The organism is Citrobacter sp. Cpa228, assembly GCF_030333085.1.
Lineage (GTDB): Bacteria > Pseudomonadota > Gammaproteobacteria > Enterobacterales > Enterobacteriaceae > Citrobacter > Citrobacter pasteurii.
This window is the reverse complement of sequence record NZ_JAOWGQ010000044.1, coordinates 136709-161879: the sequence shown is the minus strand read 5'-3', so window position 1 is coordinate 161879 and position 25171 is coordinate 136709. Positions and strand designations below refer to the sequence as shown.

25 protein-coding genes are annotated in these 25171 nt (G+C 52.7%); 7 read left to right on the top strand and 18 right to left on the bottom strand.

The annotated features are described in order from the left end of the window. Nucleotides 1-10 precede the first annotated feature (10 nt). Both dxs and yajO read left to right on the top strand, forming a co-directional pair. Entirely contained in the window at nucleotides 11-1873 is a 1863-nt protein-coding gene (gene dxs, locus OGX91_RS12005) for a 1-deoxy-D-xylulose-5-phosphate synthase (RefSeq protein WP_286626368.1), read from the top strand. A gap of 56 nt (nucleotides 1874-1929) precedes the next feature. Further along, nucleotides 1930-2904, top strand: coding sequence for a 1-deoxyxylulose-5-phosphate synthase YajO (yajO, locus tag OGX91_RS12000; protein ID WP_286626366.1), 975 nt, complete (start codon nucleotides 1930-1932; stop codon nucleotides 2902-2904). Between the two features lie 102 nt (nucleotides 2905-3006). Here yajO and pgpA read toward each other — a convergent pair whose 3' ends face one another. The 6 genes from pgpA to nrdR form a co-directional block, all read right to left on the bottom strand. Then, nucleotides 3007-3525, bottom strand: coding sequence for a phosphatidylglycerophosphatase A (gene pgpA, locus OGX91_RS11995; RefSeq protein ID WP_003021578.1), 519 nt, complete (start codon nucleotides 3523-3525; stop codon nucleotides 3007-3009). After that, complete coding sequence (gene thiL / locus OGX91_RS11990) at nucleotides 3503-4480, bottom strand: thiamine-phosphate kinase (protein WP_005125140.1); 978 nt, start codon at nucleotides 4478-4480, stop codon at nucleotides 3503-3505. Before thiL ends, pgpA begins: the two co-directional genes overlap by 23 nt. A 76-nt stretch (nucleotides 4481-4556) precedes the next feature. Continuing rightward, nucleotides 4557-4976, bottom strand: a complete 420-nt coding sequence (gene nusB / locus OGX91_RS11985) for a transcription antitermination factor NusB (protein ID WP_000801129.1) — start codon at nucleotides 4974-4976, stop codon at nucleotides 4557-4559. A gap of 19 nt (nucleotides 4977-4995) precedes the next feature. Continuing rightward, on the bottom strand, nucleotides 4996-5466 hold the full coding sequence (ribH, locus tag OGX91_RS11980; RefSeq protein ID WP_003021575.1) for a 6,7-dimethyl-8-ribityllumazine synthase: 471 nt from the start codon (nucleotides 5464-5466) through the stop codon (nucleotides 4996-4998). Between the two features lie 90 nt (nucleotides 5467-5556). Next, nucleotides 5557-6660, bottom strand: a complete 1104-nt coding sequence (gene ribD, locus OGX91_RS11975; protein ID WP_286626363.1) for a bifunctional diaminohydroxyphosphoribosylaminopyrimidine deaminase/5-amino-6-(5-phosphoribosylamino)uracil reductase RibD — start codon at nucleotides 6658-6660, stop codon at nucleotides 5557-5559. A 3-nt stretch (nucleotides 6661-6663) separates the two neighbouring features. Then, nucleotides 6664-7113 (bottom strand): transcriptional regulator NrdR, encoded by a 450-nt coding sequence (gene nrdR, locus OGX91_RS11970; protein ID WP_016152032.1) that lies wholly within the window; start codon nucleotides 7111-7113, stop codon nucleotides 6664-6666. A 154-nt stretch (nucleotides 7114-7267) separates the two neighbouring features. Between nrdR and OGX91_RS11965 the strand changes: the two genes are divergently transcribed. Together OGX91_RS11965 and OGX91_RS11960 are read left to right on the top strand one after the other, a co-directional pair. Further along, nucleotides 7268-7807, top strand: a complete 540-nt coding sequence (locus OGX91_RS11965; protein WP_040232728.1) for a SadB/YajI family lipoprotein — start codon at nucleotides 7268-7270, stop codon at nucleotides 7805-7807. Between the two features lie 298 nt (nucleotides 7808-8105). Next, a complete protein-coding gene (locus OGX91_RS11960; RefSeq protein ID WP_286626361.1) occupies nucleotides 8106-8969 on the top strand; it encodes a nucleoside-specific channel-forming protein Tsx in 864 nt (287 codons plus the stop codon). A gap of 45 nt (nucleotides 8970-9014) precedes the next feature. Here the strand turns inward: OGX91_RS11960 and OGX91_RS11955 are convergent, their stop codons facing one another. The 7 genes from OGX91_RS11955 to queA form a co-directional block, all read right to left on the bottom strand. Further along, nucleotides 9015-9707: a helix-turn-helix transcriptional regulator gene (locus tag OGX91_RS11955; protein WP_286626360.1), complete on the bottom strand. Its 693-nt coding sequence runs from the start codon at nucleotides 9705-9707 to the stop codon at nucleotides 9015-9017. 23 nt (nucleotides 9708-9730) lie between these two features. Beyond that, nucleotides 9731-10096 (bottom strand): VOC family protein, encoded by a 366-nt coding sequence (locus OGX91_RS11950; protein WP_286626359.1) that lies wholly within the window; start codon nucleotides 10094-10096, stop codon nucleotides 9731-9733. Nucleotides 10097-10265: 169 nt separating this feature from the next. Further along, the gene (gene secF / locus OGX91_RS11945; RefSeq protein ID WP_005125128.1) at nucleotides 10266-11237 is read right to left on the bottom strand and encodes a protein translocase subunit SecF; all 972 of its coding nucleotides are present in this window, start codon (nucleotides 11235-11237) and stop codon (nucleotides 10266-10268) included. A gap of 10 nt (nucleotides 11238-11247) precedes the next feature. Next, complete coding sequence (secD, locus tag OGX91_RS11940; protein WP_005125127.1) at nucleotides 11248-13095, bottom strand: protein translocase subunit SecD; 1848 nt, start codon at nucleotides 13093-13095, stop codon at nucleotides 11248-11250. Between the two features lie 27 nt (nucleotides 13096-13122). After that, entirely contained in the window at nucleotides 13123-13455 is a 333-nt protein-coding gene (gene yajC / locus OGX91_RS11935) for a preprotein translocase subunit YajC (RefSeq protein WP_003021544.1), read from the bottom strand. 22 nt (nucleotides 13456-13477) lie between these two features. Then, nucleotides 13478-14605 (bottom strand): tRNA guanosine(34) transglycosylase Tgt, encoded by a 1128-nt coding sequence (gene tgt / locus OGX91_RS11930; RefSeq protein WP_003021535.1) that lies wholly within the window; start codon nucleotides 14603-14605, stop codon nucleotides 13478-13480. Nucleotides 14606-14813: 208 nt separating this feature from the next. Continuing rightward, nucleotides 14814-15878, bottom strand: a complete 1065-nt coding sequence (gene queA / locus OGX91_RS11925; RefSeq protein ID WP_005125124.1) for a tRNA preQ1(34) S-adenosylmethionine ribosyltransferase-isomerase QueA — start codon at nucleotides 15876-15878, stop codon at nucleotides 14814-14816. Nucleotides 15879-15968: 90 nt separating this feature from the next. On the opposite strand from queA, the gene acpH reads away from it, so the two are divergent. Next, entirely contained in the window at nucleotides 15969-16550 is a 582-nt protein-coding gene (gene acpH / locus OGX91_RS11920) for an ACP phosphodiesterase (RefSeq protein WP_005125122.1), read from the top strand. 169 nt (nucleotides 16551-16719) lie between these two features. Then, a complete protein-coding gene (locus tag OGX91_RS11915) occupies nucleotides 16720-17322 on the top strand; it encodes a peroxiredoxin (protein ID WP_003021524.1) in 603 nt (200 codons plus the stop codon). 60 nt (nucleotides 17323-17382) lie between these two features. Here OGX91_RS11915 and OGX91_RS11910 read toward each other — a convergent pair whose 3' ends face one another. From OGX91_RS11910 to OGX91_RS11900, 3 genes are all read right to left on the bottom strand, one after another. Beyond that, on the bottom strand, nucleotides 17383-19251 hold the full coding sequence (locus OGX91_RS11910) for an amidohydrolase (RefSeq protein WP_286626358.1): 1869 nt from the start codon (nucleotides 19249-19251) through the stop codon (nucleotides 17383-17385). Nucleotides 19252-19272: 21 nt separating this feature from the next. Beyond that, nucleotides 19273-19818, bottom strand: coding sequence for an antibiotic biosynthesis monooxygenase (locus OGX91_RS11905; RefSeq protein WP_005125120.1), 546 nt, complete (start codon nucleotides 19816-19818; stop codon nucleotides 19273-19275). 172 nt (nucleotides 19819-19990) lie between these two features. After that, nucleotides 19991-20632: a hydrolase gene (locus OGX91_RS11900; protein ID WP_286626357.1), complete on the bottom strand. Its 642-nt coding sequence runs from the start codon at nucleotides 20630-20632 to the stop codon at nucleotides 19991-19993. 273 nt (nucleotides 20633-20905) lie between these two features. Here OGX91_RS11900 and OGX91_RS11895 point away from each other — a divergent pair, with 273 nt between their 5' ends. Then, nucleotides 20906-21808: a LysR family transcriptional regulator gene (locus tag OGX91_RS11895; RefSeq protein WP_040232741.1), complete on the top strand. Its 903-nt coding sequence runs from the start codon at nucleotides 20906-20908 to the stop codon at nucleotides 21806-21808. Here OGX91_RS11895 and malZ read toward each other — a convergent pair. Both malZ and OGX91_RS11885 read right to left on the bottom strand, forming a co-directional pair. Continuing rightward, a complete protein-coding gene (malZ, locus tag OGX91_RS11890; protein WP_286626356.1) occupies nucleotides 21802-23619 on the bottom strand; it encodes a maltodextrin glucosidase in 1818 nt (605 codons plus the stop codon). The genes OGX91_RS11895 and malZ overlap by 7 nt on opposite strands. A gap of 146 nt (nucleotides 23620-23765) precedes the next feature. Next, nucleotides 23766-24974 (bottom strand): hypothetical protein, encoded by a 1209-nt coding sequence (locus OGX91_RS11885; RefSeq protein WP_217124628.1) that lies wholly within the window; start codon nucleotides 24972-24974, stop codon nucleotides 23766-23768. Nucleotides 24975-25171 lie beyond the last annotated feature (197 nt).

The window sequence follows — 25171 nt, the reverse complement described above, 5'->3', positions numbered from 1 at the left end:
TGAGCTTGCGATGAGTTTTGATATAGCCAAATACCCGACCCTGGCGTTGGTCGACTCCACCCAGGAGTTACGCCTGCTGCCAAAAGAGAGCCTGCCTAAGCTTTGCGACGAACTGCGCCGCTATTTACTCGACAGCGTGAGCCGTTCCAGCGGGCACTTCGCCTCTGGTCTGGGCACGGTGGAACTCACCGTCGCGCTGCACTATGTCTACAATACCCCGTTCGACCAGTTAATCTGGGATGTGGGACATCAGGCTTATCCGCACAAAATCCTGACCGGCCGCCGCGATAAAATCGGCACCATTCGTCAGAAAGGCGGTTTGCATCCGTTCCCGTGGCGCGGTGAGAGCGAGTATGACGTCCTGAGCGTTGGGCACTCTTCAACCTCCATCAGCGCGGGTATTGGTATTGCGGTGGCCGCCGAGAAAGAAGGCAAAGAACGTCGTACCGTCTGCGTGATTGGCGACGGCGCCATCACCGCTGGCATGGCGTTTGAAGCGATGAACCACGCGGGTGATATTAAACCCGACATGCTGGTTATCCTCAACGACAACGAAATGTCGATCTCAGAAAATGTCGGCGCACTGAACAACCACCTGGCGCAATTGCTCTCCGGCAAACTTTACTCATCGCTGCGCGAAGGTGGGAAGAAAGTGTTCTCCGGTGTACCGCCAATTAAAGAGCTGCTCAAACGTACCGAAGAACACATTAAAGGCATGGTCGTGCCGGGCACGCTGTTTGAAGAGCTGGGCTTTAACTATATCGGCCCGGTAGACGGTCACGACGTGCTGGGTCTTATCACCACGCTGAAGAACATGCGCGATCTGAAAGGTCCACAGTTCCTGCACATCATGACCAAAAAAGGTCGTGGTTACGAGCCGGCGGAAAAAGATCCGATTACCTTCCACGCGGTACCAAAATTCGATCCATCCAGCGGATGTCTGCCGAAAAGCAGCGGCGGCCTGCCGAGCTATTCAAAAATCTTCGGTGACTGGCTGTGTGAAACCGCGGCGAAAGACAATAAGCTGATGGCAATCACCCCGGCGATGCGCGAAGGCTCCGGTATGGTGGAGTTTTCCCGTAAATTCCCGGATCGCTACTTCGACGTGGCTATTGCCGAGCAGCATGCAGTGACCTTTGCTGCAGGCCTGGCGATTGGTGGTTATAAACCCATCGTCGCTATCTATTCCACGTTCCTGCAACGCGCTTACGATCAGGTGCTGCATGATGTCGCCATTCAGAAACTGCCGGTCCTGTTCGCCGTCGATCGGGCGGGTATTGTTGGCGCAGATGGGCAAACCCACCAGGGAGCGTTCGATCTCTCTTTCCTGCGCTGCATCCCGGAAATGGTCATTATGACCCCAAGCGATGAGAACGAATGCCGCCAGATGCTGTTCACTGGCTATCACTATAACGATGGTCCAACGGTAGTGCGTTATCCGCGCGGTAACGCGGTGGGCGTTGAGCTGGCGCCGCTGGAACAGCTGCCAATGGGTAAAGGCATCGTGAAGCGTCATGGAGAGAAAGTCGCAATTCTCAACTTCGGCACCCTGATGCCGGAAGCCGCTCAGGTCGCAGAGTCGCTGAACGCCACGCTGGTGGATATGCGCTTTGTGAAACCGCTGGATGAAACGCTGATCCTGGAAATGGCAGCCCAACACGAAGTGCTGGTCACCATTGAAGAGAACGCCATTATGGGCGGGGCTGGCAGCGGCGTAAACGAAGTGCTAATGGCCCATCGCAAGCCCGTTCCGGTACTGAACATTGGCCTGCCTGACTTCTTCATCCCGCAGGGGACTCAGGACGAAGCACGCGCCGATCTGGGACTTGATGCCGCCGGCATTGAGGCCAAAATCAAGGCCTGGCTGGCATAATCCCCTCTCCGCTCCTGCTATGCTTAACTCATCACGAGCTAAGCAGGAGTGGATTGATGAAATACAATACCTTAGGAAAAACCGACCTTCGGGTCTCCCGCCTTTGCCTGGGCTGCATGACGTTTGGCGAACCCAATCGCGGCAATCACGCCTGGACGCTACCTGAAGAAAGCAGCCGTCCGATAATCAAACATGCCCTTGAGGGCGGTATTAACTTTTTTGATACCGCCAACAGTTACTCCGCTGGCAGCAGCGAAGAGATTGTCGGCCGCGCGCTACGTGATTTCGCCCGCCGTGAAGATGTCGTGGTCGCCACCAAGGTTTTTCACCAGGTGGATGATTTAGCGGAAGGATTATCCCGCGCGCAAATCCTGCGCTCGATCGACGACAGCCTTAAACGTCTGGGTATGGACTATGTCGACATCCTGCAAATTCACCGCTGGGATTACAACACGCCGATCGAAGAAACGCTGGAAGCGCTGAATGACGTCGTTAAAGCCGGTAAAGCGCGCTATATCGGCGCCTCATCCATGCACGCTTCGCAATTTGCTCAGGCACTGGCCTTACAGAAACAACACGGCTGGGCGCAGTTCGTTTGCATGCAGGATCACTACAATCTGATCTACCGCGAAGAAGAACGCGAAATGCTGCCGCTTTGCTATCAGGAAGGCGTCGCGGTGATCCCATGGAGTCCGCTGGCACGTGGTCGCCTGACGCGCCCGTGGGGAGAAACCACTGCACGTCTGGTTTCCGATGAAGTCGGCAAAAACTTGTACAAAGAAAGTGATGAAAACGACGCGCAAATTGCCGCACGGCTGACCGGTATCAGTGAGGAACTAGGCGTAACGCGTGCACAGGTTGCGCTGGCCTGGCTGTTAAGCAAACCAGGCGTCGCCGCGCCGATTATCGGTACGTCGCGTGAGGAACAACTGGATGAGTTGCTTAATGCGGTTGATTTAACGCTGAAACCAGAGCACATTGCCGAGCTGGAAACGCCGTACAAACAGCATCCGGTGGTGGGATTTAAATAAGTATTGGCGATGGCTAATTGCAGGCCCGATAAGCATAGTGCATCCGGCACTGATTGCCCGATGGCGCGACGCTTATCGGGCCTACAACAGTCCCCAATAGGGTTAAATAATCCCTACCGGCCAGTGATGACCGATAAAATACAAAATTCCGGCCGAGAGTATCCCGGCCACAATATCATCGATCATAATCCCCGTACCGCCATGCACGTTGCGATCAAACCAGCGGATCGGCCACGGCTTCCACATATCCAGAATACGGAAAATCACAAAACCCGCGGCAACCCACTGCCAGTCGTTGGTTGGTAGCGCCATCAGGGTTATCCACATCCCGACAAACTCGTCCCAGACAATGCTGCCGTGATCGTGCACGCCCATATCTTTCGCCGTTTGATGGCACAGATAAACGCCAATACAGATAGACAACATGACCACCAGCGAATACAGCTGCCACGGCAGAAACGTCATTAAATACCAAAATGGGATCGCCGCCAGCGATCCCATGGTGCCCGGTACAATCGGGCTCAATCCACTGCCAAACCCGGTAGCCAGCAGATGCCACGGATTGCGCATGCTCAAACGGCTTTTTGCGACATCTTTTTTAAGGCGCGGCAAAATGGTCATATCCTTTCCAGTCAAACGTAACGGGCTTTCCATCACGCGTAAAATGAATGCCTTCCACATCCGCGCTCATCTGCCCGATACAGGTAAACGATGCGCCGAGATTCCCCAGCGCGACGTCCAGCGCGCCACGGTTAATTTCCGGTACGGTAAAGCATAACTCATAATCTTCACCACCCGAGAGCGCCCAGCGCAGCGCCTGTTCCGATTCCACGTGTTGGGCAAATGCCGAAGAGTAAGGCAGCGCATCAACGTTAACCCGCGCGCCGCAGCCGCTGGCATTAATAATGTGCCCGAGATCGGAGATCAGGCCGTCGGAAATATCGATAGCCGCACTGGCCAGGTCGCGCAGAGCTTGCCCTTGTAATATTCGCGGCGTGGGACGCAGGTGTCGCTTGAGCAGATAGTCGGCGTCTTGTGCATCTCCAACCTGCAACCGATTCTGTAAAATCGCCAGCCCCGCCGCACTGTCACCAGGCGTGCCGGTAACGTAAATCCAGTCTCCCGGTTTCGCCCCAGAGCGTTTTAAAGCCCGTCCAACCGGGACGTAGCCATGAATACCCAACGTCATCGACAGCGGCCCACGCGTGGTGTCACCGCCAATCAGCTGCATATCATAGTAATTCAGCAGTTCAAACAGGCCATCACTGAAAGCTTCAAGCCAGGCTTCATCGACGTCAGGCAATGTGATTGCCAGCGTCAGCCATGCCGGATCGGCCCCCATCGCCGCCAGATCGCTCAAGTTCACCGCCAGCGCTTTCCAGGCAAGGTCAGTGGGATCGATATCGGGGAGGAAGTGGTTGCCAGCCACCAGCGTATCGGTGCTGATCGCCAGCGTCTGTTTTTCAGGGATGTTCAGAAGTGCGCAATCGTCGCCAATACCGGTTTCGACATCAAGACGAGAGCTTCTTACGCGGTCAAAATAACGGGCAATCAGGGAAAACTCGCCACATGCCATACGTTATGCCTCAGCAGGAAAAAAGAAAAAGCCGGGGACAGTGGAAACAGGTTCCACCCTCCAGCCGGCCTCGGGATCACTTTTTGTTGGGGCGAATCACAGGTGCTGCTTTATCCAATACGCCGTTGACGAATTTGTGGCTATCTTCAGCGCCGAAGGTTTTCGCCAGTTCAATCGCTTCGTTAATGGCCACTTTGTACGGCACATCGCTACGTTTAGACAGTTCAAACAGCGCAATACGCAGCACGGCTTTTTCTACCTGACCCAACTCTTCCAACAGGCGAGACAGGTAAGGCTTCATTAAGCCATCCAGGTACGCGCTGTTAGTCGCCACCCCGGACAGCAGTTCACGGAAATACAGAACGTCGACATCTTTTACGTCCTGTTCCGCCAGGAACTGGTATTCAACATCAGCGATGTCGTTCTGGGACAACTGCCAGGAGTAGAGCGCCTGGACGGCACACTCACGGGCGCGGCGACGAGCAGCAGGTTTCACGGATTTCCCCTTACAAAAATCAGGCCTTGATGGCTTTCAATACATTAATCATTTCAAGCGCAGTCAGTGCAGCTTCTGCGCCTTTGTTGCCGGCTTTAGTGCCAGCACGTTCGATGGCTTGTTCAATACTTTCGGTGGTCAGAACACCGAAGGCTACCGGAATGCCGCTGTCCTGAGCGACATGCGCCAGGCCATTGCTTGCACCGCCAGCTACATATTCGAAGTGCGCGGTACCGCCACGGATCACCGTACCGAGCGCAATCACCGCGTCGTATTTACCGGTTTTCGCCAGAGCGTCAGCCGCCAGCGGCAGCTCATAGGCACCTGGAACCCAAACAACGGTAATGTTTTCATCTTTAACCTGACCAATACGTTTCAGGGCGTCGATCGCACCTTCCAGCAGGCTGTCATTGATAAAGTTGTTGAAACGCGCAATGGTGATGGCGACGCGAGCGTCCGGGGTAGCAACGTTAGCTTCAATAATGTTCATATTCTTCCTTCGGGTTCGATTTATAGCCCCGTAAGGGGGGCGGATTTTATCATAATATTCTGTGCGCTGCTTCCTCTAAATCAGAAAGCCTCACGCAGTCGTTAAATGCAGGCAAACGTCCGGGCCCACCTGGCGTATCTCATTGAATTTGAAATGGGGGGCGTCAACCAGTTTCTCAAGGCCTGGAAGCACACATAATCCTCGCGCATCGCTGCCTAACAGTTTAGGTGCAACATAGACGATTAGCTCATCCACCACGCCGGCCTGCAATAACGCGCCAGCAAGCGTTGGACCAGCCTCAACCCAAATACTGTTAATTTGCTGCTTGCCCAGTTGCATCATCAGCACCACCAGATCCAGATGCCCGTTATGTTCCGGCACCTTCAGGCTACGCACCGTTTCCGGCCAGCTGCGAGGGTCGTCTTTAGTCCGGACAATCCAGGTTTCTCCTGGCTGTTGCACAATACGGTGCTCCGGCGTGACCTGATTCTGGCTATCAAGAACAATGCGGTTCGGCTGACGCAGATTTTCCTGCGGGTAACTGGCCTGGGTAGACTCTCCAAGCTCCGACCAACGCACGGTAAGCTGAGGGTCGTCGGCTAAAACCGTAGCACTGCTGGTTAAAATGGCATGGCTTTGCGCTCGTAACCGTTGCACATCGCGGCGCGCCTGTGGTGAGGTAATCCACTGGCTTTCACCGCTGGCCATCGCCGTACGGCCATCAAGCGACGCGCCGAGCTTAAGCTGCACGTAGGGGAATCCCGTACGCATACGCTTAAGGAAGCCTCTATTAAGCTGCTCAACCTCGCTCATCATCAGCCCGTGGCTGACGTCAATGCCCGCCTGTTGCAAACGGTAGAGCCCACGTCCTGCCACCTGCGGATTCGGATCCTGCATCGCGGCAACCACACGTGACACGCCTGCGGCAATTAGCGCATCGCAGCACGGCGGCGTACGGCCATGATGGCTACAAGGTTCAAGCGTGACATAGGCGGTTGCCCCTTGCGCTTTTTCTCCCGCCATCCGCAGGGCATGGACTTCGGCATGTGGCTCGCCCGCGCGGTGATGATACCCTTCACCGACGATCTCCCCATCTTTAACAATCACGCAGCCCACGTTGGGATTGGGGTGAGTGGTAAAACGTCCGCGCGCAGCAAGCTTCAGCGCGCGCGCCATGTACAATTCATCCTGCATGGCTTAGTCCTGTAGGCGAGCAATCTCTTCGCCAAATTCTTTGATATCTTCGAAACTCCGGTACACCGAGGCAAAGCGGATGTAGGCGACTTTATCGAGTTTTTTCAACTGCTCCATAACCAGGTTGCCAATCATCTTGCTCGGCACCTCACGCTCGCCAGTCGCACGCAGTTGTGATTTGATATGGTTCAACGCCATTTCGACGTCATCAGAGCTAACCGGGCGTTTCTCAAGCGCTCTGAGCATGCCGCTGCGCAGCTTATCTTCATTAAAAGGTTCACGCACATCGTTGCTTTTCACAACGCGCGGCATGACAAGTTCAGCCACTTCAAAAGTGGTGAAACGTTCGTTACAGACCAGACACTGCCGACGGCGGCGTACTGAAGAGCCCTCGCCGACAAGACGAGAGTCAATTACCTTAGTGTCTACGGCGAAACAGAATGGGCAATGCATACGGCGTCCTGTACCTCAGTGGTTGAGCGGAATCTATTTTACCCTGAACTGGCGTGACAACAAAGGCGCAACGCTTTTGAGACAAAGGATCGATGCCTTCGCGCTCTGCGCACACTACCATTATGCTATCGCGACAATAAAGGAAGTAATCACAATGACAAGACGTTACCTAAGAATTCTCCTGGTGGGAAGTCTCTTTAGCCTTAGCGCCTGCGCACAGCAAAGCGAAGTACGCCAAATGCATCAAAGCGTTAGCACGTTGAATAAAGAGATGACGCAGCTCAATCAGGAAACGGTAAAAATTACCCAACAAAATATGTTGAACGCAAAATCAACCAGCGGCGTCTATCTGCTACCCGGTTCAAAAACGCCTGCCCGGCTGGATAGTCAGATCGGCACGTTGCGTATGTCTCTGGTGAATATTGCGCCAAATGCGACAGGAACACGCCTGACACTGCGTATTCAGGGGGAATCGAATACCCCGCTTCCTGCCTTTAGCGGTACTGTAGAGTACGGACAAATTCAGGGCACCACGGACAACTATCAGGAAGTGAATGTACAGAATCAGTTGATAAACGCCCCGGCGAGTATCCTTGCCCCCAGCGATGTAGACATTCCGTTGCAGTTAAACGGGCTGTCTCCTGACCAGTTAGGTTTTGTTCGCATCCACGACATCCAGCCTGTTAGTCAATAAACTTTTTGCGGAACGTTTTTGTGCGTTCCGCAACACCAACCCGCCCCATTTTGTTACTCCCCTGACATAAGCGATATTTCCGGTAAAACTTGGCAACATTCATGAGAGCCAGTACAATTCGCCGCCTAAAGTACGCAAACGTGAACGCAATCGATTACGTAAATGATAGAACTGTGAAACAAGACATATTTTTGTGAACAATGATTTTTATAATAGGCTCCGAAGAATTACGAAATATTTAGAAACGCAAATTGCGCATTTTTCACTCCCGAAAGGGATTTCAAACAGTGGCATACATATGAAAAAAACATTACTTGCAGCCGGTGCAGTTCTGGCGCTCTCCTCGTCTTTTACTGCCAACGCAGCAGAAAATGACAAACCGCAATATCTGTCCGACTGGTGGCACCAGAGCGTTAACGTGGTGGGTAGCTATCACACCCGTTTCTCTCCGAAACTGAACAACGACGTGTATCTGGAATATGAAGCGTTTGCCAAAAAAGACTGGTTTGACTTCTATGGCTACATCGATATTCCTAAAACCTTCGACTGGGGTAACGGCAACGATAAAGGCATCTGGTCTGACGGTTCTCCGCTGTTTATGGAAATCGAACCGCGTTTCTCCATCGACAAGCTGACCGGCGCTGACCTGAGCTTTGGTCCGTTCAAAGAGTGGTATTTCGCCAACAACTACATCTACGATATGGGTGATAACAAAGCCAACCGCCAGAGCACCTGGTATATGGGTCTGGGTACCGATATCGATACCGGTCTGCCAATGGGGCTGTCTCTGAACGTGTATGCTAAATACCAGTGGCAGAACTATGGCGCATCCAACGAAAACGAGTGGGATGGCTACCGTTTCAAAGTGAAATACTTTGTGCCGATCACCCAGGTATGGGGCGGCCAGTTGACCTACATCGGCTTCACCAACTTCGACTGGGGCTCAGATTTGGGTGACGATCCGAACCGTACCAGCAACTCTATTGCATCCAGCCACGTTCTGACGCTGAACTACGATCACTGGCACTACTCCGTCGTGGCGCGTTACTTCCACAACGGCGGTCAATGGAAAGGTGGCGACACTCTGAACTGGGGCGAAGGCGATTTCAGCGCGAAATCTACCGGTTGGGGTGGTTACCTGGTTGTGGGTTACAACTTCTAATCCAGCCAATCTACCGCAGACAAGCCAGCTTAACCGCTGGCTTTTTTATGGCTGGTCTTCACAGCGAACTTTACGTAAAAAGTCACTTAGCGATCGATCCGCTGATTCGCGAAAATGCCTGTTGAGCGGAGTGATCTTCAGACAACGATCAACGCGAAAGCAGCGATAATCATCACGTTTTTCACACCAGGCAACGAGCAGCCAGTGCTCCCCCCAGAAAAATAATCCCAGCGGCTGAACGTCGCGCCAGGAGAGATTCCCGGCCTCATCGCGATAATGCAGCTCCAGAGCCTGCTGCGCCGAAACCGCGCGATGAATGAGATCGAACGCACTGCGTGAATGCGGCTGATTACCAAAATCAGGTGCGAAAATCCGCGTTTGCTCGGCTCTGCGCCGACTCTCTGACGGCAATATCGCCAGCACTTTTTCCTGCGCGGACTCCAGCGCCTGTGAGAGTGAATCCCCGCCCCATGTTTTCAGCAGCCGAATAGCCACCATCAACGCTTCTGATTCGTGTTGCGTTAACATTAACGGCGGCAGATCAAACCCTGCCATTAGGCGGTATCCACTGCCCACTTCGCCTTCAATGGGCACGCCGGATAAAGAGAGATCGCGGATATCGCGATAAATCGTCCGTTCAGAAACTTCAAGACGTTCTGCCAGCAGCGCCGCCGTTGTCACTCGCCTGCCACGCAGGATTTGTACAATCTGAAACAAGCGGTCGGCGCGTCTGCTCATTTTAATCCTCAGTGCTGAAAATATTACACGGGTTGATGTAAACCAACGCGATTGCCTTCGCTGTCAGTAAACAGCGCAATCGTGCCAATGTCCTGCTCCAGTTCGAGTGGGCCAAACACGCACTGGCCGCCAGCGGTGGCGACACGTTCAAGCGTTGCAGCCAAATCGTCCGTATGCAGGTAAATAATAGCGCCCTGCGCTGAAGGCGTAATGCCGTCAAATTTAGCCAGTGCCCCGCCAGGAGAGGGATCCTGATGCGGGAATACGGCCAGCTCGGCGCAGTCCATATTTTCCCGACGCAAAGAAACCTGCATCACGGGCTCATAAAATGCGATGGCGCGCTCCATTTGTGCCACGGGGATTTCAAACCAGTTAATTACGTTATTCATACTTCCTCCTGCCTGTGTGGGTAATCTCAGAAGGACTATAAGACAGGGCTACTGACAGCATACTGTCAGTAGTGTGTCGAGAGAAAAAGATAATGGTTTGCTGCTAAATCGCAGGCAAAAAAAATCCCGACCTTGCGATCGGGATTCCAGTGTTTCCACTCTTGATGGGTTAAGGCAGAATCGACGGTTGATCCGCCCCTTCTTTCTCAACCTTCTGCTGCAGCATGTGCTCACGCTTCATACCCAGCTTCAGCGCCAGCGCCGATGCCACGTAGATAGAGGATGCGGTACCGATGGAAACACCGATCAGCATCGTCAGCGAGAAGCCTTCCAGTACCGGACCACCGAACAGGAACAGCATCAGAATAACCATCAACGTCGTACCGGACGTAATCAACGTACGGTGCAGCGTCTGAGTCAATGACACGTTAAAGATTTCGTAAGGCGTACCGCGACGAATTTTGCGGAAGTTTTCACGAATACGGTCAGATACAACGATACTGTCGTTCAGCGAGTAACCGATTACCGACATCAGTGATGCGACGATAGTCAGGTCAATCTCGATATGGAACAACGACAGGATCCCAAGCGTAATGACCACGTCGTGCGCCAGAGCAATAACCACCCCTGCCGCCAGTCGCCACTCAAAGCGGAAACCAACGTACACCAGGATGGAGATCAGCGCCGCCATCAGCGCCATCGCACCGGTTTGCGCCAGATCTGCACCCACGCTCGGCCCCACGAATTCAATTCGCTTCACCGCCGCATTTTGGTTGGTGGATTCGTTAATCACACTCAACACTTTGCTGCCCAGCACCTGACCGCCGTCTGCGCCTTCAGTTGGCGGCATACGCACCATAATGTCGTGGCTGCTGCCGAAGTTCTGCAGAAGCGGATCAACAAAGCCCGCTTTCTCCAGCGCATCGCGCATCACGTCCATATCGGCCGGTTTTTCCAGCGTGATTTCAATAACCGTACCACCGGTGAAATCGAGCCCCCAGTTAAACCCGCGTACGCCCATCACCACGATGGCCGCAATCAGCAGGAAACCTGAAATGCCGAAAGCCCAGTAGTCCCAGCGCATAAAGTCCCAGACTTTACGGCCGTGGTTCAATTGTTCAACAGTATATTCCTGTGCCACTTCGCACTCCTCAGATTGACAGCTTTTTGACGCGCTTGCCGCCATACAACAGGTTTACGATGGCACGTGTACCGACAATCGCGGTAAACATCGACGTCGCCACACCAATACCGGTAGTAATCGCGAACCCTTTAATTGCCCCAGTGCCAACTGCGTACAGGATAATGACCTTGATCAGCGTCGTAATGTTCGCATCAAAGATGGAGCTAAATGCGCCCGCATAACCTTCATTGATGGCCTGCTGCACCGAACGCCCGTTACTCAACTCTTCTTTGATACGTTCGTTGATCAGTACGTTCGCATCGACCGCGACGGCAAGGGTTAAGACGATCCCCGCAATCCCCGGCATACTCAGCGTAGCGCCTGGCAGCAGCGACATAATACCGACAATCAGCACCAGGTTAGCAATCAGCGCACTGGTCGCGATCAGACCGAACTTCTTATAGAAGAAGATCATGAACAGGATAGACACCACCAGACCGGCCAGACACGCTTCCAGACCCTGTTTAATGTTCTGCATACCCAGGGTTGGGCCGATGGTACGTTCTTCCACAATCTGAATCGGCGCAATCAACGCACCGGCACGTAACAGCAGAGAAAGCTGACGCGCTTCATTCGGGTTGTTGATACCGGTAATACGGAAGCTGTTGCCCAGGCGAGACTGGATGTTGGCGATGTTAATCACCTCTTCCTGTTTCACCAGCATGGCACGACCGTTGGCATCTTTCTTACCGCTGTCTTTGTACTCCACGAACAGGGTCGCCATCGGCTTACCGATGTTGTCCTTGGTGAAGTTGGACATGATGTTACCACCCGCGCTATCGAGCGAGATGTTAACCTGAGGCTGATTGTATTCGTCCTGGCTGGAAGTAGAATCGGTGATATGGTCACCGGTCAGGATCACGCGTTTGTACAGCACAACCGGCTGACCTTCACGAGACTGTTTCACTTCCGAATCACCCGGTACACGCCCGGATGCCGCAGCAGACTGGTCAACGTTGGTGTTTACCAGACGGAATTCCAGCGTCGCGGTCGCGCCCAGAATTTCTTTCGCCCGCGCGGTATCCTGAATACCCGGCAGTTCGACCACAATGCGGTCAGCACCCTGACGTTGTACCACCGGCTCAGCAACACCCAGTTGGTTAACACGGTTACGCAGAATGTTGATGTTCTGCTGTACCGCGTACTCACGGGCTTCGCTCAGGCGCGCATCGGTCATCACCGCACGCAGTGCATTGCTGCCCTGGCTGGAAATAACCAAATCCTGGTGACGCTTGCTCAGGTAAGAGATAGCTTCATCACGGGCGCTGCTATCACGGAAGGTGATGCTCAGACCGTAGTTATCTTCTTTGCGAACGGTAGTATAAGGAATGCCTTTTTCACGCAGATCGCTGCGCAGGCTATCAATATTTTGTTCCTGCAACTTACTCAACGCGGTGTCCATATCCACTTCCATCAGGAAGTGAACGCCGCCACGCAGGTCAAGACCGAGTTTCATCGGTTCAGCGTGAATGGCTGCCAGCCAGCGCGGAGTTGCCGGAGCAAGGTTAAGCGCCACGACGTATTGATCGCCCAATACGCCCATTAACACTTCACGTGCGCGCAGTTGGGTATCAGTGGAGTCAAAGCGCGCGAGAATAGCACCCTCTTCCAGAGCCACAGACTTAGGTGTGATTTTATCTTCTTGTAACGTTTTCTGGACCTGGATCAGCGTTTGCTCACTGGCGGCGGCACCGCGCACGCCAGTGATTTGAACAGCCGGATCCTCACCATACAGGTTGGGAAGCGCATAGAGCAGACCGACGACAATGACGACGATCAGCATGACATACTTCCACAAAGGATAACGGTTTAACACGGCAGTTCCCTTTGGGAAAACAATAAATTACAGCGCCTTCATGGTGCCTTTCGGCAGAACGGCAGCTACGAAATCACGTTTAATAACCACTTCAGTGGTGTCGTTCAGCGCGATAGCGATGTAGCCGGATTCAGCTACTTTGGTCACGCGACCCACCAGACCACCATTGGTCAGCACTTCATCGCCTTTCGCAATGGAGTTCATCAGGTTTTTGTGTTCTTTGGTACGCTTTTGCTGCGGACGCAGGATCATGAAGTAGAAAATCAGACCAAACACCACCAGCATCAGAATCAGAGACATCGGGCTGCCCTGCGCCGGAGCACCTGTTGCCGCTACCGCATCAGAAATAAAAAAGCTCATTCAAATTCCCTCATTATTAAAATTAATCAACATTCACAGGTGGAACTGGTCTACCCTGACGTTGGTAAAAATCGGTCACGAAGCTCTCTAATTTACCCTCTTCAATAGCCTTGCGTAAACCCGCCATCAAACGCTGGTAGTAGCGAAGGTTATGAATCGTGTTGAGTCGCGCACCCAATATTTCGTTGCAACGGTCAAGATGATGCAAGTAAGCGCGCGAATAATTGCGACAGGTGTAGCAATCACACTCAGCATCGAGCGGACTGGTGTCGCTTTTATGTTTCGCGTTACGAATTTTTACCACGCCGTCAGTCACAAACAAATGACCATTACGGGCATTTCGCGTTGGCATCACGCAGTCAAACATATCGATACCGCGACGCACGCCTTCAACCAGATCTTCTGGTTTGCCGACGCCCATCAGGTAACGCGGTTTATCTGCCGGGATCTGCGGGCAAACATGCTCCAGAATGCGGTGCATATCTTCCTTCGGCTCACCAACAGCCAAACCGCCGACAGCGTAGCCATCAAAGCCGATATCTACCAGACCTTTGACGGAGATATCACGTAAATCTTCGTAAACGCTGCCCTGAATGATGCCAAAAAGCGCATTTTTGTTGCCGAGGCTATCAAAACGGTCGCGACTGCGCTTCGCCCAACGCAAAGACATCTCCATCGAGCGTTTAGCATAGTCCCAGTCAGCCGGATACGGTGTACATTCGTCGAAGATCATCACGATATCGGAACCGAGATCATATTGAATCTCCATCGACTTCTCAGGATCGAGGAAAATCGGATCGCCGTTGATCGGGTTACGGAAATGCACGCCCTGCTCGGTGATCTTACGGATGTCGCCCAGGCTGAACACCTGGAAGCCGCCGGAATCGGTGAGGATCGGCCCTTTCCACTGCATGAAATCGTGCAGATCGCCGTGCAGCTTCATGATTTCCTGACCCGGGCGCAGCCACAGGTGGAAAGTGTTGCCGAGGATGATCTGTGCGCCGGTCGCTTCAACTTCTTCCGGCGTCATACCCTTAACAGTGCCGTAAGTACCGACCGGCATAAAGGCAGGCGTTTCCACTACGCCACGATCAAAAACCAGGCGGCCGCGGCGGGCGCGGCCGTCTGTGGTATCCAGTTCAAATTTCATTTTTTCTCCTGCATCAGAGAGACAGTCTGATGATTAAACTTTCCCCACGGAATCACTCCACGGAGTAAAAATATATTAACCTACTGGCGAAGGCGCAATCGGCGCAGCCAGTTTGGGGGCGGCCAGCGCACAGCCACCGGAGCGTACACGCAGTACGTGAGGATGGCGAGCACTGCCCGACATCAAAATGGCAAGTGAGATAGCCTTCTCACGGTCGCTCAGAAATAGCCTGCGGATTGTACGTGATAAACATGGCATCACCGTAACTAAAAAAGCGATATTCCGCTTTTACCGCTTCATGATAGGCGTGCATGGTGTTTTTATAACCAGCAAAGGCGGAAACCAGCATAATCAGCGTCGATTCCGGCAGATGGAAGTTGGTCACCAACGCGTCTATCACTTTGTATTGATAGCCTGGATAGATGAAGATCTGCGTATCGCCGAAGAACGGTTCAATAAGGTCGTTTTTGGCAGCCTGCGCTGCGCTTTCCAGTGAACGCACGGAGGTGGTGCCCACGGCAATAACGCGGTTACCGCGCGCTTTTGCCGCCAGCACAGCATCAACCACATCCTGCGGCACTTCCGCATACTCGGAGTGCATGATGTGATCTTCGATGGTGTCTACGCGCACCGGCTGGAAAGTACCCGCGCCGACGTGTAGCGTGACGAACGCCATCTCAATGCCTTTATCGCGCAGTTTAGCCAGCAGCGGATCGTCAAAGTGCAGACCCGCGGTTGGCGCGGCGACGGCGCCCGGTTTTTCGCTATACACCGTCTGGTACAGTTCGCGGTCAGCGTCTTCATCCGGACGGTCGATATACGGCGGCAGCGGCATATGGCCGATGGCGTTGAGGATATCCAGCACACTGCGTTCGTCGTTAAACTCAACTTCAAACAGCGCGTCATGGCGGGCGACCATCGTTGCTTTAATACTTTCGTCGTCGCCCAGCAGCAGCTCGGCGCCCGGCTTCGGCGCTTTCGACGCACGAATATGCGCCAGAATACGTTTGTCATCCAGCATACGCTCGACCAGTACTTCAATCTTGCCGCCGCTGGCTTTACGACCAAACAGACGGGCCGGGATCACGCGGGTGTTATTAAAGACCAGCAGATCTCCAGGGTTGAGCTTATCGAGCAAATCAGTGAAAGTACCATGCGTCAGCGCGCCCGTCGGCCCATCCAGTGACAGCAAGCGGCAACTGCTGCGCTCAGCTTGCGGATAGTGAGCAATCAGGGATTCGGGTAATTCAAAGGTGAAATCGGTAACGCGCATGACACTGACTCAGACTAAAATAAGAGGCGGGTAGTCTAGTGCCGGGGCGTTCTCCCTGCAACCTTTACCCCTCTGGATAAACGTTTAACTATGAATTTTCTTGCACATTTGCATCTCGCTCACCTTGCCGACAGCTCGCTTTCCGGCAATCTGCTGGCCGATTTTGTCCGGGGTAATCCCCAAACGCACTACTCGCCTGACGTGGTGGAAGGCATTTTCATGCATCGTCGAATTGACGTGATGACCGATAACCTGCCACAGGTGCGTGAAGCCAAGGAGTGGTTTCGTAGCGAAACGCGTCGCGTCGCGCCAATTACGCTGGACGTCATGTGGGATCATTTTTTGTCGCGCCACTGGTCAGAAATCTCTCCCGATTTCCCGCTGACGGACTTTGTGCGCTATGCGCACACCCAGGTTGCCACTATTCTGCCAGAATCACCGCCGCGCTTTATCAATCTGAACAATTATATGTGGTCAGAGAAATGGCTCGAGCGCTATCGCGACATGGATTTTATCCAGGATGTGCTCAATGGCATGGCCAGCCGTCGCCCGCGGCTCGATGCCCTGCGCGATTCATGGTACGACCTGGACACCCATTACGATGCCTTAGAAGAACGCTTCTGGCAGTTTTACCCACAGATGATGGATCTGGCACGGCGTAAGACCCTTTGATTGTCGCCCGCATGACGCGCCGGATAAGCAGTAGCCGTCATCCGGCAAAAGATTGATAGACAAAACCTGTCTCATTGATTGCCAGCGCCTCTTTGTCTTATTCCCGAACACTCTCTATACTGGCCCGCGTTGCGTTCCAAAAACCCCTTAACTTTGCAGGAGAATTTATATGGTACTGGTAACTCGTCAGGCTCCGGACTTCACAGCAGCTGCGGTACTGGGTAGCGGTGAGATCGTTGAAAACTTCAACTTCAAACAGCATACCAACGGTAAAACTACCGTTTTGTTCTTCTGGCCGATGGACTTCACCTTCGTTTGCCCGTCTGAACTGATCGCATTCGACAAACGTTACGAAGAATTCCAGAAGCGTGGCGTTGAAGTGGTTGGCGTTTCTTTTGACTCTGAATTTGTCCACAACGCATGGCGTAACACCCCTGTCGACAAAGGCGGCATCGGTGCAGTGAAATACGCAATGGTTGCTGATATCAAACGCGAAATCCAGAAAGCCTACGGCATTGAGCACCCGGAAGCGGGCGTTGCTCTGCGTGGTTCTTTCCTGATCGATGCTAACGGCGTCGTTCGCCACCAGGTGGTTAACGACCTGCCGCTGGGTCGTAACATCGACGAAATGCTGCGCATGGTTGACGCGCTGCAGTTCCACGAAGAACACGGCGACGTTTGCCCGGCACAGTGGGAAAAAGGTAAAGAAGGTATGAACGCGTCTCCGGACGGCGTGGCAAAATACCTGACCGAAAACGTTTCCAGCCTGTAATTGGCATGAATCGAAAAAAGGCCGCAAAAGCGGCCTTTTTCATTGGCGCTGACCCGTCCCTTAAAACGCGAAGCAGGAACAACCGAGCGCCCCCCAGAAGGCCCGATCATCTGATACCGGTATCCCTGATTTACGCGCAATATCATGCTGATGGCCATGTACACCACAGCTTCCGCAGCACTGATGCATCTGCACCATTGCTCCAACCTTCGCCGCAACCGGCGGCGCTGAGCGATAATGTCCCGGTACCTTCACCACCGGCGACCAGTCAGGGACAACCGGAATCGCTGGAGGGGCCAGCGGGGAGAAATGTCCGGCCGCATAAACCACTTTGCCATCGACAATGGTCATCACTGACTCAATGCCTTTGATCTCTTCTTCCGCCACGCTGAAATAGTCTTTTGACAGCACCACCAGATCTGCCAGTTGATCCTTTTCAATACGCCCTTTCTTACCCTGCTCGCTGGAGAACCAGGCACTGCCAGCCGTCCACAGTTCCAGCGCCACGTCGCGCGGCAAGCGGTTGTTATCATCATACATCGCCATTCCGCCAACGGTACGGCCCGAAACCAGCCAGTAGAGCGCGGTCCACGGGTTGTAGCTGGCCACGCGCGTAGCATCGGTACCCAGACCAACCGGCACATCAGCCGCCAGCATTTTCGCCACCGGCGGCGTATGTTTAACCGCCTCTTTGCCATAGCGATCGACAAAATATTCGCCCTGGAACGCCATTCGGTGCTGAACCGCAATGCCACCGCCCAGCGCTTTTACCCGCTCGATGTTGCGTTCAGTAATCGTTTCGGCGTGATCGAAGAACCAGTGCAGGCCATTGAACGGGATGTCACGGTTCACCTTCTCAAACACGTCCAGCATACGGCTGATGGATTCATCGTAGGTGGCATGCAGGCGGAACGGCCAGCGGTGCTCCACGAGGTGACGAACCACGCGCTCCAGTTCCTCTTCCATCCCTTCCGGTAAATCCGGACGTGGCTGCAGGAAATCTTCGAAGTCAGCCGCCGAGAAGACCAGCATTTCCCCTGCCCCATTAGCACGATAGAAATCGGTTCCCTGCCCGGGTTTGAGCACATCCGTCCAGCGCTCAAAATCTTCCACTTCCTGCTTCGGACGCTGGGTAAACAGATTGTAGGCAATACGCACCGTCATCTGCTGGTTCGCGTGCAGTTGCTCGATGATCTCGTAATCTTCCGGATAGTTCTGGAAGCCGCCGCCGGCATCGATGGCACTGGTCAGCCCGAGGCGGTTCAGCTCACGCATAAACTGGCGGGTCGAGTTAACCTGCATCTCTAACGGCAGTTTTGGCCCTTTCGCCAGCGTCGAATAGAGGATCATGGCATTCGGTTTGGCTATCAACATTCCGGTTGGATTACCATTGCCGTCACGCACAATCTCTCCCCCCGCCGGATCCGGTGTGGCTTTGGTGTAGCCAACGGCTTTCAGCGCGGCGCGGTTCAGCAGCGCTCTGTCATAGAGATGCAGAACAAAAACCGGAGTATCCGGGGCGGCTTCATTGAGTTCTTCGAGGGTTGGCATGCGCCGTTCGGCAAACTGGAATTCGCTCCAACCGCCCACTACGCGTACCCATTGCGGCGACGGCGTTCTGTCCGCCTGCTCTTTGAGCATACGTAGCGCGTCCGCCAGTGACGGTACGCCTTCCCAACGTAATTCCAGATTGTAATTCAGGCCGCCGCGAATCAGGTGCAGGTGTGAATCGTTCAGACCGGGGATCACCGTATGCCCCTGCAGATCGACAACCTGCGTCCCTTCGGTGGCAAAGCTCATGATCCGATCATGGCTACCGGTCGCCAGAATCTTCCCGTTGGCGATCGCCACCGCCTCTACCTGTGGGCTTTGCTTTTCGAGAGTATGAATTTTTCCGTGAGTCAGAATCAGTGTGGCAGTTTGAGACATAACAATCTCCTGAGAAACCGGTCAGGCTTTTTTCAGCCATCCGGCAAACAGACGGGTTACGATGGGCATCCACAACCAGACCACCAACGCAACCACACAGGCATCATTAATCAGATGCAGGAGTAACGAGCCTTTCATTGAAGGCAGCAGAATACCGGTCAGCCACGGTACCAGGTTGGTACTGGGGAAAATCACCAGCAGCGTTATCAAAAACTGCTTCCAACGTTTGGGCTGACGTACATGGGGGGCTGGCGGCGTAAACCAGAAGGCCGCTTCGGTGCGCACTTCTGTTTTATCGCCTTCGGCCAGCAGCGGCGCAATTTCCTCAACCAGCTCCCGGCGCGTATCGGATTGAGTCCAGTTATACAGATGCTCAAGGGTGTCGAAGCGAATGATGATGTTCCACAGGTTTTGTCCATCTGTGGGTCGAATGACATTCGCCCCAAGATGCCCGGGAAACTCGGCGGCCAGCGGCATGATTTTCCCCAACCACTGCTCATAACGCTGCGCCTGGTCAGGCCGCAGGGTGTGAGTAATTACCAACGTCACATGTTTGTTCTGCGCCATGAAAGGTTCCTTGCTAAAGGGAAATTGACCTGCTTAAGCCATGAAAGCAATACACAATTATTCATGAAACATCGAGGCGGCAAGATTGTGTAGCCCCGGTCACTTACATAAGTCAGTGACCAGGGTACGCAAACTAAGCCAACAAAGAGGCAACATGAAAGATGGCGTGTATTCAGGCTTTACGTTCCGGCGCGCCATGCACCATGGTATACGCGTAATCCACACCCATACCGTAAGCACCGCTGTGTTCACGCACCAAATCCATGACGGCGTCGTAGGTTTCTTTGCGGGACCAGTCGCGCTGGTACTCAAGAAGAACCTGTTGCCAGGTCACAGGTACGGCACCCGCCTGCACCATGCGATCGATGGAACGTTCATGGGCATCCACCGACGTGCCGCCTGAAGTGTCTGTTACCACATACACTTCGTAGCCCGCTTCCAGCGCCATCAGCGCCGGGAAGGTCAGGCAGACTTCAGTCCACAACGCGGAAATAATCAGTTTTTTACGCCCGGTCGCTTCTACCGCCTTAACAAAGGATGCATCTTCCCAGGAGTTCATAGACGTACGTTCAATCGGTTTCACATCAGGGTGAACAGCTAACAATTCCGGCCAGATATATCCGCTAAAACTTTTCGTTTCCACTGAAGTATAAATTACTGGAACATTGAATATTTTCCCGGCTTTGGCTAATGCAACGGTATTATTTTTCAATGTCTGGCGATCAATATTCGCCACACCAAATGACATTTGCGGCTGATGGTCAATAAAAATTAGCGTGGAGTTTTGAGGGTCAATCAGTTCCCGAATAGACATAGCACACCTTCTTAATCAATAAGTTAAAAGGCAACGGTCTGTATCTGCCGTCAGCAACAGGATCCTGAACCAGAAAGCTTGTTGAGTATAGCGGGAAATTTCTAACGAGTTATTAAAGAAAACTTACCGTCCTGTGAAACTATTAGTTCTGTGTCGCGATATATCCTAAACAACATCAAAAAAATGCGCATGACTCATCTAATTTATTCACTGGCATTGTTTTTCTCCATTCGGTAAAACAGAGAGGTTTAATTTTCAGGATATTTTCTGCTTATGCGCCTCAATCTGGATGTTCTGCTGATCCTCGATGCACTCGACAAACAGGGGTCATTTGCTGCGGCGGCCGAATCGCTGTTTAAAACCCCTGCGGCACTCAGCTATATGATTCAGAAGCTGGAAAGCGATCTGAACATCGAATTGCTTGACCGTTCCGGACACCGGGCAAAATTCACCGACACCGGACGGATGATGCTGGAAAAGGGGCGTCTACTGCTGAGTGCGGCAAAAGATCTCGAAAAGCAGGCAATACAGCTAAGTTCCGGCTGGGAAAAGGAGCTGGCAATAGCGCTCGATGATTCTTTTCCCTTTGCCGCACTGCTACCCATTATTGATGAATTTCATGCACTTAATAAACAAACCCGTCTCAACTTCACCCACCATACGCTGGCAGGTTCATGGGAAGAACTGACCCATAATGGAGCGGATATTATCCTCGGCGCAATTAATGAACCGCCCACATCCGCCGCCTGGTCCTACAAAATGCTCGGCACGCTGGACAATGTCTTTGTCGTGGCACCTGAACATCCGCTGGCTGCGGCACCCGATGGTCTGACGAACGAGCAATTGTGCCTGCACCGGGCGATTGTTATCAGCGACAGCGCTCGCTTTTGCCACCCATTACAGACCAACCTGATGGATGAACAGGCTCAAATTCGCGTCGATGATTTCCACAGTAAGGTGGTGCTGCTGCGGGCGGGAATGGGCTGCGGATTTCTCCCCCGCCACATTGCCAGCCCATGGATTGCCAGCGGTGAACTGGTGGAAAAGACGGTTATCTCATTTCGTCAAAAAGACGTCGCCTATATGGCATGGCGCAATAGTAGCGAAGGACTGGCGCAGCGCTGGTGGCGAGACGCGCTGCTGGCCAGTGAGGCAATTTCGCGCTTGTATCAATGACTCATCCAGACTGAAGCCGATATTACGGGCAGCGCCAGGATATCATCGACGAGTTGGCCTTTGCCCTCTTTGTGCCGCCATTGACTGACATTGAGCAATGGTGAGGCTGGCAGCACGACTTCACAAGCGTGACCGCGGTTAATCGCCACCAACACGCGCTGGCGGTTTAGCACGCGTACAAACACCACCACGTTATCCTCGGCGTAAATCACCTGACATCCACCGTGGCGGAGCGCCTGGCTCTGGTGACGTAATTTTGCCAGTCGTTGGTATAACGCCAGCAGCGCGCTATCCTGCTTTTCCTTTTGCCACGGGAACGTCTTGCGGCAAAACGGATCGTTATTCCCGTCCAGCCCCACTTCGTCACCGTAGTAAATACAGGGTACGCCAGGCCAGGTAAACAGCCACACCACCGCCAGCGGTAACCGTGCAACGTCTTTGCCAAGCAGAGACTTAAAGCGAGCAGTATCGTGGCTGTCGAGCTGATTAAACATGCGCAACTGCTGCTGATGCGACAACCCCGCGCGGTAGTTATCCATCCACGCCATACAGGTCTGAGCGTCAATATATTGTGGGTCGTATGAAATATCGGTATTGGCGAGGAATCCCCAGAGGGGGAAAGTAAAACCGCGATAGTTCATGGCGGCATCTTCCGCGTCGGCCTGCAACCACTGGCGCGCGTCGCCAAAATGCTCGCCCACCACATACGCCTCTGGCTGGGTTTCTTTCGCCGCCTGTGTAATTCCGGCGACATGCTGCAAGTTATTACGTGCACCACCGGCCTCGCCCAGCATATGCACCACATCCAGACGCCAGCCGTCCATACTCCATGGCGCTTTTAGCCAGTGGCGAACAATACTGTCTTCGCCACGATAAATTTCATTCACCAGGCTTTCAGAGGAAAAGTCCAGTTTGGGTAGGCTTGAGTACCCCAACCAGTCCAGCGCAACCCCATCATCAGAGAAATGGTACCAGTCGCGCCAGGGGGAATCCGGATTATGGCATGCTCCGTCCGTCCCGCGATTATGTCGGTCAAACCAGGCGTGCGAATCGCCGCTATGGTTAAAGACACCGTCGAGAATCAGCCGCATCCCCTGCTGTTTCGTGTTGTGACGCAGGCGTAGCAGCGCCCTGTCGCCGCCAAACTGCGGATCAACATGGCGATAATCTTCAGTATCGTATTTATGTACGCTCGGCGCGGTAAACACCGGATTCAGGTACAGCGCCGTTACCCCTAACGTTTTCAGGTACGGTAGCTTTTCGCTGATGCCGTCCAAATCTCCGCCATAAAACGTCGAACCACCGGCCTGAGCCGTAAGCGGCTCGTCCCACTCGCGCCGCACGATGTCGTGTCCGGCCGCGTGGTGGTAATAGACGTTATCCTGAGCCGCTTCACGCGACTGGCTGCGGGCAAAGCGATCCGGGAAAATCTGATAAAAAATCTGATCGGCAACCCACTGCGGACCGTTATCCGGTACATCAACAGCAAACTGCTCCAGACGCGCAGGCGGAAAGCGGTTGAATCCCTGCGGGGTGAACCACAACTGGCGATCGAGCCACAGTAATTTAAAGCTATAGCGTCGGCGGGGCTGCCCGCTGGTAAGATCGATCGCCGCGCGCCACGCGGTGACACCAGGGTGCGGTTGGCTACGCTGTTTGTGCATGCACAGAGAAATTTCTTCGTTATCGTTTTCCGCGCGTAGCGTCACGCGCTGAGGAGGATTTTCCCCTGCCAGCCATAACGTAATCGTCAGTTGATCTTTGTTTTGCTTCACAAATGGGGCAACCGGAAGGTGCCAGGCGTTCAACATCACGTATCCCCTTTGATGATAATGACGTCACCTTGCCATAGCGACGAGCAGGATCACTCATCATCTTAACGTTTATTGGGGGAGGAGCGCGGGGGAGGAGAAAATTACCGGGTAACGCAAAACTACCCGGTAAAAAAAATGAATACTTATTGGCTATCAGGCAAATTGAAAGTAGGCTTTTCCAAATTTAGATGGGAGAGCACTTCAGGCATATCCCTGAACATAACTTGCGCTACATTATTAAAGTTATAGGTATTTTTATCGGCATTAGCAAAATGCTGCTGCATTGAACCGAGCAATGACACCATTTCGTTGAAAGCATCCTTGGCTGTTTCCTTATCTTGACCACTTTTCATTTCACTGTATGCCTGATTGATGGCATATTTGAATATATTAAAGAAAGCAACTACATCGTCACGATTACCAAGCAGATCTTTATTACCTTTATCCATTTTTTTTATGGTTTGTTGAAAATATCTTTGAGTGTTATTGGCTCCGCTATGCGCCTCCCTAAAAACCCCAAATTCTTCAAGACGTGTTGAGCCATTATCTTTAGGCTCATCGAGAGCAAGAATATTCCTAACACCATTATTAATTGAGTCTCTATTTTCATAAGCTAACGCTTTTCTCTGTTCCACATTTAGCAGGGCATTCTTGCTGCGGTGAATATGAAAAAAATGAAGAATTTTATTCTTAAGTGGTTTTTTTTCTGGAACATCATTTTTTTTCTTTACAACGTCGTTTTTTACCTTAGCAACATTCTCCGCTTGAATAGTTGCATTTTTCGATACATGACTCTTTGGATTACTCGTTACCTTTGTTTCTGGCTGTAGAAGAACTTCACGTTTTAACTCCGGCTTCCACGTGTCTTCTGCTCCAGGGGATGCAGGCTGTGGGGTATTCTGCACCGAAGCCTGCGTGTGCACAGAGTTACGGGGTGGCAGCTGTGGAGGATTCTGCACCGAAGCCTGCTTGAGCACAGAGTTACGGGGTGGCAGCTGTGGAGGATTCTGCACCGAAGCCTGCTTGAGCACAGAGTTACGGGGTGGCAGCTGTGGAGGATTCTGCACCGAAGCCTGCTTGAGCACTGAGTTACGGGGTGGCAGCTGTGGAGGATTCTGCACAAAAATCTCTATACTGGCCTTCTTTATACCAGACTGTAGTAATGGTTGTGATCCTTGCGATATTGAACTACTAACATTTGTGGGTATTTTACCAATATTTGCCACCCCAACTAATTTGTTAGTTGCAGAGTTAAGGACAGAAACCTTACATGTATTATCAACCTTAACCCCAGGGTTATTATAAGTTTTACTCGTTGTAGAACGGTCTGCTGCATTAGTTATTCCACCCATAAAGAGCCTCATTTAATCTCATTAATAATAGTTATGCCTTACAAGAAAGCATATAAAAAACCATAGAAAAAATAACATAAAAGGCTTCATCAAACTTTCAAAAAGCGCTCATAATAATTTGATAACAAACAAAGAAAATAATTATTATTCTTTATTTTTAAACAAAAAGCATTCACCGTTTTTATACAAATAAAAAA